At 62.7% G+C, this 15,893-nt stretch carries 12 protein-coding genes and 3 pseudogenes; 9 read left to right on the forward strand and 6 right to left on the reverse strand.

Annotated features, from left to right (window positions below):
• Positions 1–224 precede the first annotated feature (224 nt).
• Positions 225–830, forward strand: a complete 606-nt coding sequence (locus AC5RWU_RS12575) for a recombinase family protein (protein WP_494031191.1) — start codon at positions 225–227, stop codon at positions 828–830.
• 332 nt (positions 831–1,162) lie between these two features.
• Here AC5RWU_RS12575 and AC5RWU_RS12580 read toward each other — a convergent pair.
• The 4 genes and pseudogenes from AC5RWU_RS12580 to AC5RWU_RS12595 all read right to left on the reverse strand — a co-directional run.
• Positions 1,163–1,870, reverse strand: a pseudogene (locus AC5RWU_RS12580) (dihydrolipoamide acetyltransferase family protein); the annotation flags it as partial.
• A gap of 894 nt (positions 1,871–2,764) precedes the next feature.
• The gene (locus tag AC5RWU_RS12585) at positions 2,765–3,064 is read right to left on the reverse strand and encodes an AMP-binding enzyme (RefSeq protein ID WP_494031251.1); all 300 of its coding nucleotides are present in this window, start codon (positions 3,062–3,064) and stop codon (positions 2,765–2,767) included.
• On the reverse strand, positions 3,061–4,719 hold the full coding sequence (locus tag AC5RWU_RS12590) for a flavin-containing monooxygenase (RefSeq protein ID WP_494031204.1): 1,659 nt from the start codon (positions 4,717–4,719) through the stop codon (positions 3,061–3,063). Before AC5RWU_RS12590 ends, AC5RWU_RS12585 begins: the two co-directional genes overlap by 4 nt.
• Position 4,720: 1 nt before the next feature.
• Positions 4,721–6,631, reverse strand: a complete 1,911-nt coding sequence (locus tag AC5RWU_RS12595) for an AMP-binding protein (RefSeq protein ID WP_494031193.1) — start codon at positions 6,629–6,631, stop codon at positions 4,721–4,723.
• Between the two features lie 87 nt (positions 6,632–6,718).
• Between AC5RWU_RS12595 and AC5RWU_RS12600 the strand changes: the two genes are divergently transcribed.
• The 6 genes from AC5RWU_RS12600 (at position 6,719) to AC5RWU_RS12625 (ending at position 12,959) form a co-directional block, all read left to right on the forward strand.
• Positions 6,719–7,900, forward strand: a complete 1,182-nt coding sequence (locus tag AC5RWU_RS12600; RefSeq protein WP_494031194.1) for an acetyl-CoA hydrolase/transferase C-terminal domain-containing protein — start codon at positions 6,719–6,721, stop codon at positions 7,898–7,900.
• A 480-nt stretch (positions 7,901–8,380) separates the two neighbouring features.
• Positions 8,381–9,562, forward strand: a complete 1,182-nt coding sequence (locus tag AC5RWU_RS12605) for an acyl-CoA dehydrogenase family protein (protein WP_494031195.1) — start codon at positions 8,381–8,383, stop codon at positions 9,560–9,562.
• A gap of 529 nt (positions 9,563–10,091) precedes the next feature.
• Positions 10,092–10,991 carry a formylglycine-generating enzyme family protein gene (locus tag AC5RWU_RS12610; RefSeq protein ID WP_494031196.1) on the forward strand — a complete coding sequence of 300 codons (900 nt, stop codon included), beginning with the start codon at positions 10,092–10,094 and terminating at the stop codon, positions 10,989–10,991.
• A 118-nt stretch (positions 10,992–11,109) separates the two neighbouring features.
• The gene (locus AC5RWU_RS12615; RefSeq protein ID WP_494031197.1) at positions 11,110–11,277 is read left to right on the forward strand and encodes a hypothetical protein; all 168 of its coding nucleotides are present in this window, start codon (positions 11,110–11,112) and stop codon (positions 11,275–11,277) included.
• 103 nt (positions 11,278–11,380) lie between these two features.
• Positions 11,381–11,704: a hypothetical protein gene (locus AC5RWU_RS12620; protein WP_494031198.1), complete on the forward strand. Its 324-nt coding sequence runs from the start codon at positions 11,381–11,383 to the stop codon at positions 11,702–11,704.
• Between the two features lie 19 nt (positions 11,705–11,723).
• Positions 11,724–12,959 (forward strand): YbfB/YjiJ family MFS transporter, encoded by a 1,236-nt coding sequence (locus AC5RWU_RS12625; protein WP_494037011.1) that lies wholly within the window; start codon positions 11,724–11,726, stop codon positions 12,957–12,959.
• A 26-nt stretch (positions 12,960–12,985) separates the two neighbouring features.
• On the opposite strand, the pseudogene AC5RWU_RS12630 reads toward AC5RWU_RS12625, so the two are convergent.
• Positions 12,986–13,396 (reverse strand): annotated as a pseudogene (locus AC5RWU_RS12630) (integrase core domain-containing protein); the annotation flags it as partial.
• Between AC5RWU_RS12630 and AC5RWU_RS12635 the strand changes: the two are divergent.
• Both AC5RWU_RS12635 and AC5RWU_RS12640 read left to right on the forward strand, forming a co-directional pair.
• A pseudogene (locus AC5RWU_RS12635) lies at positions 13,395–14,385 on the forward strand (ISL3 family transposase); the annotation flags it as partial. The pseudogenes AC5RWU_RS12630 and AC5RWU_RS12635 overlap by 2 nt on opposite strands.
• A 167-nt stretch (positions 14,386–14,552) precedes the next feature.
• Positions 14,553–15,395: a mycofactocin-coupled SDR family oxidoreductase gene (locus AC5RWU_RS12640; protein ID WP_494031199.1), complete on the forward strand. Its 843-nt coding sequence runs from the start codon at positions 14,553–14,555 to the stop codon at positions 15,393–15,395.
• Positions 15,396–15,643: 248 nt separating this feature from the next.
• Here AC5RWU_RS12640 and AC5RWU_RS12645 read toward each other — a convergent pair whose 3' ends face one another.
• Positions 15,644–15,841 carry a hypothetical protein gene (locus AC5RWU_RS12645; RefSeq protein ID WP_494031200.1) on the reverse strand — a complete coding sequence of 66 codons (198 nt, stop codon included), beginning with the start codon at positions 15,839–15,841 and terminating at the stop codon, positions 15,644–15,646.
• Between the last annotated feature and the right edge of the window lie 52 nt (positions 15,842–15,893).

Here is a 15,893-nt window from a genome sequence, read left to right on the forward strand (position 1 = left end):
CCCCAAACCGGCGCTTCGGAAAAGTCACATACCGGACCCGCCAAAAACAATCCTAGCGGCCCCTCCCACACAGCAGCTTGACACAGAGAGGCGCCGTTGGTGAGACAGTCCCGACAGTCCCCAGGTTAGGGTCAGATTTTGAATTTATGGACAGGTGTTCCCACAGCTCTTAAGCTTCAATCTGACAGTTTTCGGCATTTTGGTTGAAGGTTTGGGGAAACGGGGTGACGGGTCAGCGGCTCGGGTACGTGCGGGTGAGCACGCTGGACCAGAACGAGCAGCGCCAGCTCGAAGGCCAGGCCCTGGATCGGGTGTTCACGGACAAGGCCTCGGGCAAGGACGCGGAGCGTCCGCAGCTGGGGTACCTGCTCGGGTTCACCCGCGACGGGGACACCGTGGTGGTGCATTCGATGGACCGGCTGGCGAGGAACCTGGATGACCTGCGCTCGGTGGTGCAGAAGCTCACCGGCAAGGGGGTGCGGGTGGAGCTCGTCAAGGAATCTCTGGTGTTCACGGGGGAGGACTCGCCGATGGCGACCCTGATGCTCTCGGTCATGGGCGCCTTCGCCGAGTTCGAGCGGTCCCTGATCCGGGAACGCCAGCGCGAAGACATCAGTCTGGCCAAGGCCCGCGGCGCCTACAGCGGCCGCAAGCGCGCCCTGGCCCCGGAACTCGCGGCCGAGCTGGCCGCCCGGGCCGCGGCCGGCGAACCCAAGTCCGTCCTGGCCCGCGAATACGGGCTCAGCCGGGAAACGGTGTACCAATACCTCCGGCGCGGCCAAACTCTGACCGAACCCGACCCGGTCGAAGGATCCAGCTTGCCGGCGTGAGGTTTGTTATCGATTCACCGGGGGAATACCTGCGGGAGCGTTGTTATCCGGCTCCAAACTCCATCTGCTCGCCATGGATCGTCCGGGCGTGCCTACAGGATCTCGTTGAGGGCCGCTCCGGAAAAGGGGGGGGGACCGAAGACTGGCCCAAGGAACAAGGGCCTGCGCTTCGCATCTGGGATCAAGATCGCGAGCCTGGAGCCGTTCCGCGGCTACGCCTACGCCCTACGGGTGTTGGGCCTATCGCGCATCCAGAAGTGTCGCAGGTGGCATCGTTGAAACGGTCTGACCACACAACAGGTCAGTTGGGGCCAGCAGGTGCCCGAACTGGGTTATGCGAGCAGCAGGGCCGGTTCCTCCATGATTGCGGCGACGTCGGTCATGAACCGGGCGGAGAGGTCCCCGTCCACCACGCGGTGGTCAAAGGAGCCGCCGAGCATGGTGATCCAGCGCGGGATGATCTCCCCGGAGACCACCCACGGCTTCTGCCGGATGGTGCCAAAGGCGACGATCGCGACCTCGCCAGGGTTGATGATGGGGGTGCCGATGTCGATGCCCAGGGCGCCGATGTTGGTGATCGTCAGCGTGCCATTCTGCATGTCCGCCGGTTTGGTCCTGCCCTCGCGGGCGGTGGTCGCCAGCTCGTTGAGCGCGATGGCCAGTTCCTTCAGGGACAGGTCCTGCGCGTTCTTCAGGTTCGGCACCAGCAGCCCGCGCGGGGTCGCCGCGGCAATGCCCAGGTTCATGAAGTGCTTGACGTGGATCTCCGGGCCGTTCTCCGTCTCCACCCAGCTCGCGTTCACGCTTGGGTTGCGCGCGGCCGCCCAGATGACCGCCTTGGCCAGGATCAGCAGCGGGGAGACCTTGATGCCCTCGAAGTCGCGGCTCTTCTTGAGCCGCTGCACGAACTCCATGGTGCGCGAGGCGTCCACGTCCACGAAGATGCTCACGTGCGGGGCGGAGAACGCGGATTCGACCATTGCCTTGGCGGTGGCCTTGCGCACCCCCTTGACCGGCTGGCGCTCGATCCGCCCCTCCTGCTCGCCGTGGGACCAGAACCTCGGGGCCGCGGTCCGCATTGGCCCGTTTCGGGGATGGGCGAACCTAACGTCGTTGGCACAACGCTGGTCGAGGGCTGTCGTCGCGACCCTTTCGTCCACGGCGGTCATTGCTGCCTCCTTCTCTAACAAAACGGACTCGGGATCAGCACTTGTCCTGGCAGTGCTGCTGGCTAAAGGAGCCGCTCTGGCCGGGCCACGGTTTGGACATCGTCGGCGAGGAGCAGTACGCGCTGGCCTCTGCTGTGATCGGTGATCCAAAACAATCCAAGCGCGGCAGACGTCTCATCGACGACGCCGCTGCAGCGTTGTCCCGTCTTTAACCTAACTTCCACCAGTTCTCCGCGTAGCTTCGCTGCCTCCGCCACCGCGGAAGCGCATGGCGGATGCCGATCTGCTTCTTTGTTTGAATCAGGCATGTTGCTCTTTCACTTCGATCGGTTTCTATAGGCACGGCCGGGCAGCTGGATGAAAGGTGGCAGATTCCGGCTTGACGTCTCAAGGAAGAATGGGACTAGTTGAATTTCGGTCTTTCCACTGGCTGGCACCGGCCGCATTGCGAGGGCAGCGAGGACCATGGCAACCACGGAGGCAAGGAAGGCCCAGAACCTTGCTCAGTTTTCGGCATCTTGTGTTCCGTACATGTGGTTGGGGTTGCGCAGGGCTCCTGGGGCGAATGCCAGCGAGGCGTGCATGACGATGAATAACACGAATTAGAGCATCACAGGGAAGTGGATCCTGTGGGCAGCTTCCAAGGGGAAGGCCCTGTTGAGGCCATTTGCCTTTGAGCCAGAAGCTCGACATGTGAAGGCCTGAGGTCGCCGCGGCTGGCGCCGGTGGTGAGAGCCGTCTTGTCCTGCAGGTCCTGCGTGGTGGTCATTGGTGGCCTTCCTTCGATTCTCCGCGCAGCGCACGGCGTCGGATCTGCCCGGTCTGCATCTTGGGCAGGTCGTCAATGATGTGGATCTCCCGCGGGTACTTGTAGGCCGCCAGCCGTTCCTTCGCGAAGGCGATCAGCTCCCGCTCGGTGGGCTTGGCACCGGCCCGGACCGTCACGTACGCGACGGCGGTCTCGGCCGGACAGGCATCCGAGACACCGGCAGCACGCTCCAGCCCCTGAGGGGCTTCAAGGGCGTCTGGACGGCTTAGGGTCGATTGCCCGCGCGGACTCGTCAGACAGCGGCCGGAACCTCAGCTCTGCTGAGTTCGAAGCTGGGGTATCCGGCCGCCTGTTCGTCCGCGAGTAGGCTACGGTAGCGTACGGCGCCGCCTGTATAAATCATCTGCCGAGGCCGGTCGTCTCGATTGAGATTGATGTTGTGGCCGTTGAACCAGGATTTGGTCTTGGTCATCAACACCTTGTCGTTCACCTCAGCCACGTGGTCAAGCCACGCCTGTTCAGCCTTTTTGGTGGGCTCAACCCGGGTGATGCTATTTTCGATAAGGAACTCAGCGAAGTCGGTCATCCACCCGACGATGTCCTCGATGCCGCGGGGGAAGTTGGCTGCAGCCGAGCCTGACTGCGGTCCGACGCAGATGAGAAGGTTGGGGAAACCTGCAGTCTGCACGCCCAGAGTTGTGCTGGGTCCATTAGCCCATTTCTCCTTGAGCCGGACGCCACCGCTGCCGACGAAATCGATCCGGTCGAACGCGCCTGTCACGGCATCGAAGCCGGTTGCGAACACGATCACGTCGAGTTCGATGTCACGAGGTCCGTTCTCGGTCTGGATCCTGAGGCCCGTTTCAGTCACCTCGGTGATCGGATTCTTCCCGACACTGATGAGTTCGACGTTGTCCTGGTTGTAGACCTCGTAGTACCGGGTTTCGAGTGGGACGCGCTTGGTTCCGAAGCCATGATCAGTGGGGATCAGCATGTCGGCGGTTCGCGGATCCGTGACGCGTTCGCGGATTTTCCCGGCGACGAACTCGGAGAGCTCAGCATTCGCCGCTGCATCCATCATCGTGTCCCGGTAGTTCCCCAGCCAGATCCCGAAACCAGGGGAGTCATAGAGCTCGTTCCACAGGGCGAGTCGCTCCTCGCGGCTGACATCCGTAGTCTTCTCACGCAACGGTCGATGAATGAAGCCGTTGGGGGAGTTGAAGCAGGACTGGAAGATCTCGTCGTACTTCGAGCGGATGTCATCCATGTCCTGTTGGGACAGTGGACCGTTGTGCAACGGGGCGCACCAGTTTGGGTTCCGCTGGAAAACGGTCAGCGAGTCGACGTCCTTGGCGATGGTGGAAATCACCTGGACACCGGTGGAGCCGGTTCCGATCACGCCGACCCGCTTGCCAGCGACGTCGATTCCCTCCGACGGCCAGTAGAACGTGTGGACCGTTTCGCCTTTGAACTTCTCCAGGTGGGGCAGTCGCGGCGCTGTCGGCACGGAGAGCATTCCCATGGCGGTCATAAGGAACCGGGTTGAGATGGTCCGACCATCCTCGGTTACGACGTCCCATGTTGATTGGTCGTCGTTGAAGCGGGCACTTATGACCTTGGTGCTGAACTGGATGTCCTCACGAAGCGAGAACTTGTCCGCCACGTAGTTGACATAGCTCAACACTTCCGGTTGCGGAGCGAATCGTTCGGTCCAGTTCCACTCCGCGAGCAGTTCCTCGGAGAAGGAATACCCGTAGGTATAGCTCTCCGAGTCGAAACGGCAACCGGGATAACGGTTGCGGTACCAGGTGCCACCGACGTTTCCGTTCATCTCGAGGGCTGTCACCCGAACACCGAGCTGGCGGAGGCGGTACAGCTGGTACAGACCGCACATGCCGGCGCCAATGATCACGAAGTCGTAGTCCGTCTGGATAGCTTCATTCGTCTGCATGCTAATCAACATATCTGTTGATGAGCATGCCGTCAACACTAGTGTTGACAGATTTTACGTAACCGCGCATGGACGTGTCGCCGCCCTCTCCATCCCGCCCCACGTACACGTCGAATGCGACGGTATGCGGTTCCGTCTGCTCGTACATCGCGGCAACTAACTGGTTATAGCGGTCGACGACCACCGATCGGCGCAGCTTCATGCTCCGTGTCAGTTCCCCGTCATCGACCGTAAGTGGTTTCGGCAGAATTCCCAGCAGGCTCACGCGTTGTGTGCTCGGCAGGGTCTTGTTCAGCTTCTCGATCTCGCCGGAGATGAGCGCGACGACATCCTCGTCGACGATGAGCTCCGAGTAGGATGCGTTGCGGCGGAGACTGTCATCGAGTCGTCGGCGTACGGCCTCGTCGTTCACTTGAACGATCGCGCCGATACGGGAATCGTTGCCGTGCCCACCGATGAGAATGAAGTTGGAGAAGTATGGACTGCTCATCGCGCTGATTTCGATTGGCTGTGGGGCGAAGGATTCTCCATTGGGCAGACGCTGGATGTTGGTGATCCGGTCCAAGATGTGCAGCGCTCCCTTGTCCATGACGCCGGCGTCCCCACTGCGCAGCCAGCCGTCCTCGGTTACGTCGAGCTCCTTGCCGCCCCAGTAGCCCGCGCACCGCACCCCGCCATGCACCTGCACCTCCCCGTCTGGCGAGGTGCGGACCTGGATCGGCTCGGTGCCATAGGCTGTCGGAAGCGCCGCCCCGACGCTCTCCGAGGGGTGCTCGTCACGCGTCGCGGTGAAGATGCCCATTTCGGCCAGACCGTAGACGTTTCGAATCGGCAGACCGAGGAGCTTGAAGAACTCCAGCACCTCTCCTGCAAGGGAGCCGCCGGCTGTAATGCACCCCTTGACATGCTCGAGGCCCAATTCTTTGCGGATCGTATCGCGCCGGAGAACAATCTCCGCATCATTGGAGAGCAAATCGGCGGGAACCGTAGCGCGCAGTTCCTCCCATTGGCGGGGGCCGAGGTACTTCATGGACGCTTCAGAAGTGATGAACTCCTCGGCTGCCTTATTGGGCGCCGAGCTGAAGGCAACTTCCAGGGGAGCGGCGGCACCCAAAGTCAGCCCGTTGAACTGCTCCACGGAGAAAGCGGCCGGAAGGTAGCTAAGGTACTTCGCGAACGGTTGTGCGTCATAGACATACCGGTAGCGGGCTGCGTTATCGAGCATGTAGGCATTGGTCCCCAGTACGCCCTTGGAAACGCCGGTCGTCCCGGACGTCAGAATCACGCACGAAACATCATTGATGTCTCCCGCATCGATCGACTCCTCCACGGCGCTCGGGTTGACTGCGAGATACTCCACGCCGAGGCGACGAAGATCGCTCAGTGTCATGACTCTTGGGTCATCAACCACGGGATCGGTGCCCCACTGGATGACGCGTTGCACCGAGAGCGTATCTGAGGCTTCAAGGAGCCGGTCGGTTGCGCCGGCGGTTCCGCTGAAGGCAATCGATGCCGGGTAGCTAGCCAGGGTCACCCGCATCTCCGGAGCGCTCATGGTCTCGAACAGAGGGAAGGCGGTAAGGCCAGTCGCCTGGAGTGCGTATTCGACGATGAAATGGTCGGGTGAGTTCTTGCCGATCGCGAAACCGAACTGATCTGGCTGACGAAGTGCTAGGCGCGACTGCAGGGCGAAGACGCCGGCGGCGATTTCGGTGACCGCCTCATACACCTGGCCCCATGTTCGCGTCGTCCAGGCGCCACGCGGCGCGATGGTGCGGTATGCGATTTTGTCGCCGTGCTGTTGGGCGTTGCGGCGCACAAGTTGAGGCAGGGTCGTCAGGACTCGTCCGGACGCGTCGGTGAAGGGGGCGGCCAGGACAGGGGGGGCTTCAGTAACGGTGGCATTCGACATGGTGACTCCAGGGGTGGACGTTGCATTTCTCCGATTGTGGCGTGCGTCAAACTGTTGCGTCAACATTTATGTTGATAAGTTGGTTTAATGAGGACTATTTGGTGTGCTGAGGGGTTGTTCGAACCGTCGTCCGGGCTGATTGCCTATCTTGAGCGCTGGCCAGCCACCGAGGCCGATCCCGTGCGCATTATGACAGGGGTGAGGCGCGCCCCGCTGCCCGAGGCGGTCACTGAGAATGAACACGTCAGGCTGGCCAGCGTCCTGCCAGGCCGAGGCTTGGGACGCTTGCCTGTGGAACATGTACGCAGCAGTTACTGGGAGATCTGTGCGTCCATTAGGAACGGGGACATCCCCGTCGACGCCGTTGTCGTCTGCGCGACTTCGATGGGATCCCACTTCGATCTCGGCGTAATTAACGGATATCTGCAACTGTTGATTGATGCGGCGGAGGTGGTGGTGGTCGAGGAGGTTGTCGATCTTCCGCTGATGAGAGGGGCCGCAAAAGCGCATCGCGCCGACCTGGTTGTCGCGGCTGGTGCTGCGGGAGACCATGTTCCGTTAAGCGGTGAACCCGATGCGGCGAGCAGGGCGATCGCCCGGAATGCGTGCCAGGCGATCGGCGGGGAAGTTCGTTCCTTGGCGCTGGGTGTAGGGCGGGTGGCCGACGCTATCGCCGAAGTCCTCGAGCCGCCGCGGGAGCTTTCCATTGTTACCGGCGCGATCACCGATAACACGTGGACGCTGGCGCAGCGCGGGGTACTTTCGAAGACCGCGCCAATCAGGGCAATGTCGGTCGTGGCCTCCCCGGACGCGACCAGCTGGGCGGCAACGGATCACCGAATCAGGCTGCTTCCCTCGACGATCGTCCACTCCCCGAGCTGGCTTGCCGATCAGCGGGGTTTCACCGTGGTGCTGGGCGGACTCCAGATCGATGTTCGGGGAAACGTCAACGCCGAACGCATCGGCGAACGGCAGGTCTCCGGTCTCGGTGGCGCGCCCGATTTCGCCGCGGGCGCACATGCCGCCCCAGAAGGTCGGGTCGTGATCGCCATGTCGGCGAGGTCGCCGACTGGAACTTCCAACCTGGTCGAGCGAGTCAGTGCCACGACGGTGCAGGGTTCTTTCGTCGACGCCGTCGCCACCGAGTTCGGCATCGCGACACGTGATGGCAGTGACTCTCAATGGCTGGAGGATTTGGAACGAATCTTCCCGGCTGCCAGCGCGAGGATGCTCCCAAATGACAGTGCTCGGGCTAAGACAATGCGGTGAGCGCCTGCGCGCGGTTGGCTCGACAAGACTGAGCTGCTTCAGGCATTGCCGCCGAACCGCTGAATCCAAGAGGCAGCGTGCAACTGGGCGAGGGGAGCCGAGCGGGTCCCGGCTGACGTGTGGCGATCGCGATACTGATCCAGTGTCCGTTGGCCGCGGTGCAGGGCCTCTGGTCTGAACAGCGCGGCGAGACTAGAAACCGGTGGGCCGGGGGTCGTCGCGTTCGCGTCGGGCAGGGAGGCGGCAAAGGAGTGCGTGGGCCATGGGGGACCCGTGTCCATGGACGAGGCGTGGAGCGTGTCGCTGCCGCCGCTCTGCCAGGTGGGTGTCCGGCGCTCCCCGGATCCGGAACTCGTCTCCATGGGGCCTGGGTATGAGCCTAGTCAACAATAGTGTTGACAGGTGCTTTGGCATGACATACCGTCGAAAACGACGCTGGCGTAGAGGAATCGCTGCGACCGAAGAGACCTGGAGAAGCACGTGGAATTCACACCTTTCCCGCATCAGAGCACCAAGCCAGACCTGCGTGAGCTTGTGGCGAGCATCTGTGAGAAGTTCGACGAGAGCTACTGGGACAGCTGCGATCTGGACAAACGATTCCCCGAGGAGTTCTTCGCCGCCTTTGCCGAGGCCGGTTTGCTTGGCATCACGATCCCTGAGGAGTACGGCGGCGGTGGTGGAACCCTTAGCGACCAGGTCGCCGTCCTTGAGGAACTCGCGGCAAGTGGCGGTGCGATTAACGCCTGCTCGTCCGTGCACATCCCGCTGCTGTGCATTCCCGCGTTGCTGAAGTTCGGCACCGAGGAGCAGAAACGGTCTTACCTTCCGCGCATCGCTTCGGGCGATCTGTTTGTCACATTCGGCGTGACCGAGCCGGACGCGGGTACGGATACGACGAGCATCCAGACCCGCGCGACGAAGACCGAGGGCGGGTACCTCATCTCGGGCACTAAGGTCTGGAATTCGGGAGCTTTGCGCGGGGACAAGGTTCTGCTGCTGGCCCGCACGTCGACCCCGAATGCAGAGGAGCGGAAGGCCTCCGGTCTGACGCTCTTCCTGACGGACCTTAATTCCCCGAACATCGACATCCGCGCGATCCCGAAGATCGGTCGCAACGCGGTAGCCTCCGCCGAGCTATTCCTGCAGGATCATTTCGTGCGTGATGAGGACATCATCGGGGAAGTAGGCCGGGGGTTCTACCATCTGCTTCACAGCCTCAATGGGGAACGTCTCTACCTCTCCGCCGAGGCGTTGGGTGTTGGGCGTTGGGCCATCAAAGCGGCCTCACAATACGGTCGTGAGCGGGTCGTCTTCGATCGGCCCATCGGGATGAATCAAGCCGTCCAGCATCCTCTGGCCCACAACTACCTCCAACTGCTGGCCGCGGGCCAGGTCGTGTACCAGGCTGTCGAGGACTATGAGCGCCTCGGGGGGGCCGAAGTAGGGACCCTGGCTAACGCGGCCAAGTACCTCGCGACCGAGGCGGCTTTCAGTGCGACAGACTCCAGCATGCAAGTGTTTGGCGGCTATTCCTTCGCCAGGGAGTACCACATTGGTCGCCACTGGATCGAATCACGACTGCAACGCATCGCCCCGGTCAACAACCAAATGATCCTCAACTTCATCGCAGAACGGTCGCTGGGGCTCCCCAGGAGCTACTGACGGGCGAATCCACACCGCCGCGGGGCTTCCTTGCCGGGATCAGGATCCTCAAGGTCTCTGCACGAGCTGTACTGACCCTGACCGGGTTCTTTTGACACGGGGGCCTCGGGGTCGAGTTGAAGCGGTCTCATTCTTCAGCTCGACCCCCAGGGGGTCTCCTATATCCCTCGGTCATGCCCGGACGACCCCGATCGGCAGGTTGGACCACGGTCCGGCGCATCGAGTCCGGGGGACGGTGGCCGAGGTGGCCGCAGCGATGGGTGTCGCGCACCACGGCATGGCGGTGGTGGTGCCCGTAGCGCGAACGAAGCCAGGACGGTCCGCGGGACCGACCCCAGCGTGGCCGACACCACGACACCTGGCCTGGAGACTCGGGACGGATCCTGCGGGATCCAGCGCAGATGCCGATGCTGCGCGAGCCGGACCCGCCCACCGGCCACCCCATCCGCGCCTCGCGTGGTGCGGCGAACCGCTACGAGCACGATCAACCAAGTGCCCGGCCGCCGCCGGGCGGGGAGAGGATGCGTACATGAGTTCTGTGACGCAGGTGCGGAGTGCGCCGGAAGAGTTCTACCCGGAGGAGCGACCCGTCCACCAGGTCCGGGTCGACGGGTTCTTCATCGACGAGCATCCTGTGACGGTCGCCGAGTTTCGGCGGTTCGTCAAGGACACCGGCTACATCACGACCGCGGAAACGCAACCCCGGGCGGAGGATTATCCCGGGGCCGATCCGGAACTGCTCGTGCCGGGTTCGCTGGTGTTCGTCGCGCCGTCCGGACCGGTACCGCTCGACGACTACCGCAGGTGGTGGACATGGATGCCCGGAGCGAACTGGCGTCGTCCCGAGGGCCCCAGCAGCAATCTGTCAGGACGTGAGCGGCATCCGGTGACGCACGTGTCGTACTTCGATGCGCTCGTCTATGCCCAATGGGCGGGAAAAGATCTTCCCACGGAAGCGGAGTGGGAGTTCGCCGCGCGTGGTGGGCTGGACAGAGCGCGGTTTGTCTGGGGTGACGAGTTCGTTCCCGGCGGTCACCTTCGTGCGAACACATGGCAAGGGCGCTTCCCGTGGGAGAACACAGCCGAGGACGGATTCCTCGGGACGTCTCCGATCGGTGCTTTCCGCCCGAACAGATACGGTTTGGTCGACATGGCAGGAAACGTGTCGGAGTGGACCGCCGACTTTTTCACGGCCCATCACGGTGCAGACGGTCGTGAGACGGCACCGGCTCATGCGTGCTGTAGACCGGCCAATCCGCGTACTAGTGCTGACGGCGAGCCGGGGTCGTATCCATATAAGGTCATCAAGGGCGGTTCACACCTATGCGCACCGAACTACTGTCTTCGCTATCGTCCGGCGGCACGACAGGCAGAGAGTGTGGAAACCTCTACATGCCACATCGGTTTCCGCTGTATCGTTCGTCCGTAATCGGAGTGGATGGCGGGCCGAGCTATTCAGCACCTTTCGCCTTATGGCGACCGAGCCCGAGTGTGGGTGTCTGGCGTAGGACGGCCGGTCGGGCGGTCATCGCCTGGGACCGTGGGCCATGATTCCGTCCCACGTGGACACTGCCCTTAGTGGGATCGACTTCGAGCACTGCATCGTCGTCGAACGCCGAGGCAGCCGTGACCATATCGCGGTCTTGACCAGCGGAAGGCCGGTCGAGGACGTCGGCGCACTCGCCGACGCGCTCGAACGAGCATTGCGCATTTAAACCGCTCTATGTTTCGTCGACACCCTCCCGCCGGGTGATGGACTTCTTCACGATCGGCGCAGCTTCCAGAACCGATGACCGCCCGACTTTGCATAGGAGAACCGTGCATACCCTCTCTCAGTCCTTCACTTCATCTCGTTCAAGACCCCAGGTCGTCGCCCTCCTCACCGAGGAGATCCATGCGCTGGACGCAGAGTGCGGCAAGAAGATCTCGGTGGCCAGCATCATGCCGAAGCCGCTAAGCCCCGACCGCGGAGAGCTGACGCGAAGCATGAAACCGCCCCGGGTGGAGGTTCTTCGTCGGTACGAACCCCTCGTCGAGGCCATGTACCACTCGGTGGAACCGGTGGTGTCGTTCGATCTCTACGTCGGCCGCGACTACGAAGGATCGGCCCGGCCATTCCGTACCCGCGCCGCAATTGACTGATCACCCCGCGCGGGGAGAGATGGGGACGACTCCCAAGACGCGCCCCGTCGAGGGCGGTGCCCGTGTCGTTGCTCTGTTGGTGCTCGCGCTGTGCACGACGGTCGCCCAGGGCCTCGCTCGCTTCTCGTTCGGACCTCTGCTTCCCGCGATGCGCGGAGAAGTCATCCCTTCATACACGGCGAGCGGTATTCTGGCGACTACGCACATGCTCGGATACCTGGTGGGAGCGCTCCTCAGTCTTCGAGTATCGAAGCGGATCGCTGCTTCACGAGTCGTCCAGTGTGGTCTGGGAAGCACGATTCTCGGGCTCGCGTGTCTCACCTTCAGTAGCGGGCCGGCGGTCGCCGGCGCCGGTTTGTTTTTCACCGGCGTTGGCGGCGCGCTCGTGTGGCTTCCCGCGCCGGGTCTCGCGGCCGCTGTATACCGTCGAAATCCCGGCCGTGGCATAGGCATCGTGGCGAGCAGTATGGGACTGGGTATTGCCCTCGGTAGTGTGTTGCCCGCCCTGTCGGACGCAGTGGGCGGTTGGCGAGGCGTCTGGGGGGTGGAAACCGCCATCGCAGTTGTGGTGCTGGTTGCCGCATACCGCCTGCTTAAGATACCGGGGGAACCTCAGCGCTCGTCGGACAAGAAGGACGCCCGTTGGCGTCCAGATTCGCGGTGGTGGGGTACGACAATCGCCTTCTCGTCCTTCAGTTTCGGCACTGTCACCTGCCTAACGTTCTTTGTTGCAGCGCTGATGGATTCAGGCACATCAACCTGGGTGGCGAATTTGTTGTACGGGCTCATCGGTATCTCAATGATCTGCGGGGGCGTGGTTGCCGAAACCATTTCCCGATTGGCGGGCCGAGTGCCGACTCTGGTCGGCCAATGTGTCTGCGCTGCCGGGGCAGTGATGCTCGCGACTACCGCTTACCTACCATTCGCAGTGGTCATGGCTATCGTTCTCGGAACGAGTATGTCGGGAACCGCTGCGGTCATATCGGCCGACCTGAACGACAGATATTCGCAGGCGCAAATGACGGCTGCTTTCAGTCTGATGTTCATTCCGGCCGGGATCGGCCAGATCTTGGGTCCCGTCACCGGTGGCTGGGCCCGGGACTTGACCGGAGATCCCTTCACCGCGCTGGTCGTTGCCGGGTCGGTCATGGCCGTCGGCAGCGTGGTTTTGCTGATGCAGGCACTCTGGTCTGCCAGGACGCCTGGCGCGTGCCTTCACGGCGCAACTCCTGACCTACGTGAGGAGAACCTCTGAAGATCATGGCGGCGAATCTAGCGGTGCAACTGGCGGTAGGCCCACTCCGTGGCCAGGGTCCGGTTGAAGCGCTCCACCTTGCCGTTCTGTCACGCGCAGTGCGGCTTGATGAACTTTTGCACCGCACCGAGCCCGGCACAGGCCAGCTGGAACGCCGTGGAGTGGCGGTAGGAGAACGCGTTATCCGTGATCACCCGCTCGATCTGGGTAATCCCCTTTCCCGCGAAGTAGGCCGCCGCCCGGGTGAGGAACCCCGCGCAGGTGGCGCCCTTCTCATCGGACAGCACCTCGGAGTACGCCAGCCGCGAGGTGGTCATCGACCAACGAGTGCACGCAGTCGTAGCCGGGCCTGGCCGCTTCTGGGCCCAGGTCCTGCCCATCATGCGGCCATGGGCCCGCCAGCCACCCCCATCCGGGATCCGGCCCAGCTTCTTCACCCAGGCCGCCGGGCCGCGGGCCAGGCTCTCCCGTCGTGCCCTGCGCTGGGCGCTAGATGCGCTGGTCGTGCAACATCTGACCGTGGCCCGCGTTGCCGAAGCATTGGGGGTGTGGTGGAACACCGCCAATGACGCGGTGCTGGCCGAAGGTAAGCGCTTCCTGATCGACGACACCGCCTGGTTCACCGGGGTCACCGCGATCGGGCGGACGAACATGTGTGCCACCACACCCGGTGCGGGGACAAGTACTTCACCGTGATTCATCGACTTGACCCCGCTGCGGGCCGGAACCGGGCCGGCGAGGCTTGTTGGACATGCTCGAGGGTCGCGCCAAAAAGGCCTTCAAACAGTGGCTGGCCGAGCGTGACCAGGGATGGCGGGACAACGTCGAGGGGTGGCCATGGATGGGTTCTCCGGGTTCAAGACCGCCGTCACCAAGGAGATCCTCGAGGCGACCGCGGTGATGGATCCGTTCCACGTGGCCCGCCTGGTCGGCGATGCCTTGGCATGGTGCCGGCGCCGAGTCCAGCATCGACCCGCTCTACAAAGCCCGGCGCATACTGCTGACCGGGGCCGATCTGCTCACTGACAAGCAGTACTCACGCATTCAGGACGTCTTCAATGACGACGACCACGTAGAGGTGGAAGCCACTTGGATGTTCTACCAGCACGTGGTCGCTGCTTAACGGCACCCCGACCGGGTGAAGGGCAAGGCGATGATGTAGAAGCTGATCACCAAGCTGGGCTGGGCCGTGCCGACGAAGCTCACCGAACCGGCGGGCCTGGGACGGGCGTTGAAGAAGCGGACGGCGGACATCTTGGCCCACTTCGACCGCTCTGGCCCCTCCGGCGGACCCACCGAAGCCATCAACGGCCGACTCGAGAACCTGCGAGGCTCCGCTTTGAGGTTCCGGAAGCTCACGAACCACATCGCCCGATCACTGATGGAATCCGGCGGATTCAGACCCCGGGTACACCTTGGATTGTGAAGAGCCAGAAAACCTCAATATTGCACTAATTGATGTCTGAAGATGCTCGTGCGGCATGCCACCGACTGAGATCCTCTCCCGCTCCGAAAGCGCTTTCAACACAACTGTTGACATCGTGATCTGCGTCGCATAGGTTCTCAAACATCCCCAATACAAAGGAGTCAAGAATGGGACGTGTAGACGGCAAGGTTGCATTCATCACCGGTGCGGCCCGTAGCCAGGGCCGCTCGCATGCGGTGCGTCTGGCGGAGGAGGGTGCCGACATCGTTGCGGTGGACATCTGCCAGCAGATCGACACCGTGCCTTACCCTTTGGCAACGGCGGAGGATCTGGCTGAGACGGCGCGGCTGGTCGAGCAGCACGGGCGGCGTGCCGTAACTGTGGAAGCGGATGTCCGTGACGAGGCCGCGATGCAGGACGCCGTACGCGCGGGTCTCGAGACATTCGGTCACATCGACATCGTCTCGGCCAATGCAGGTATCTGGAGCGTGAACCGGACGTGGGAGCTGACTCAGCAACAGTGGGACGACATGATCGACGTCAATCTCACCGGCGTGTGGCAGACGGTAAAGGCCGTGGTGCCGTCGATGATTGAAGCTGGCAACGGCGGCTCAATCATCATCACCAGCTCCAACGGTGGGGTGATGGGTTTCGAAAATCTCGCTCACTACGTTGCTGCCAAGCACGGGGTGGTGGGTTTGACGCGCACCATGGCCAATGAGTTGGGTCGCCACAACATTCGGGTTAACAATCTGCAGCCCACTGCGGTCAACACCAACATGATCCACCATGAGGGTGTGTACAAGCTGTTCTTCCCGGCGGAGCCTAATCCGTCCCGGGAGCAGTTCGCTTCTGCCTTCCAGTCCCTCAATACGATGCCGGTGCCGTGGGTGGAACCGGAAGATATTTCCAACGCCCTGCTCTGGCTCGCGTCCGACGAAGCTCGCTACGTCACCGGTGTTTCCCTGCCGGTCGACGCCGGCTTCCTCGGCAAGGTCGGCGCCAGTTAACCCGTGCAGCGGTGCGCCGTCTCGTCCTGTACGTCGGCGCACCGCTGCGACGCTCGTCTCCTGTCGCGGTACGACCGGACTGCGGATCTGCGTTAAATCGCCAACCCCACCGCACGACTTTCTACGGCTACACCGCCGAGATCCCCTCCGAGGACCATCATGGACACAAAAACTCAACTCGCCGACAACGTCGACCCGTCAAGCCACGATTCATCCACGGAATACTACGATACGCGCTGTACGGAGCACTAGCTCTGATCATCGCCGAGGCATTCTTCCCCGCCGCGCCGCTCCTCAGCACATTCGCCGTGTTCGCGTTGGCATTCGTCACCAGGCCCTTGGGTGCCTTCTTCATCTGGGGGCCGATCGGCGATCGCATTGGCCGTAAGCGGGGTGGTGATGACCAGCAGTCGGGCGGCGGCCAGGGCGCCGAAGACGGCGGCCATGACCACGAGGGCCGGCCCGAGGGCGTCCAGGGGGGTGTCCCTATGTTCTTCG

The sequence above is a fragment of the Arthrobacter sp. B0427-1-12 genome, from assembly GCF_059092905.1.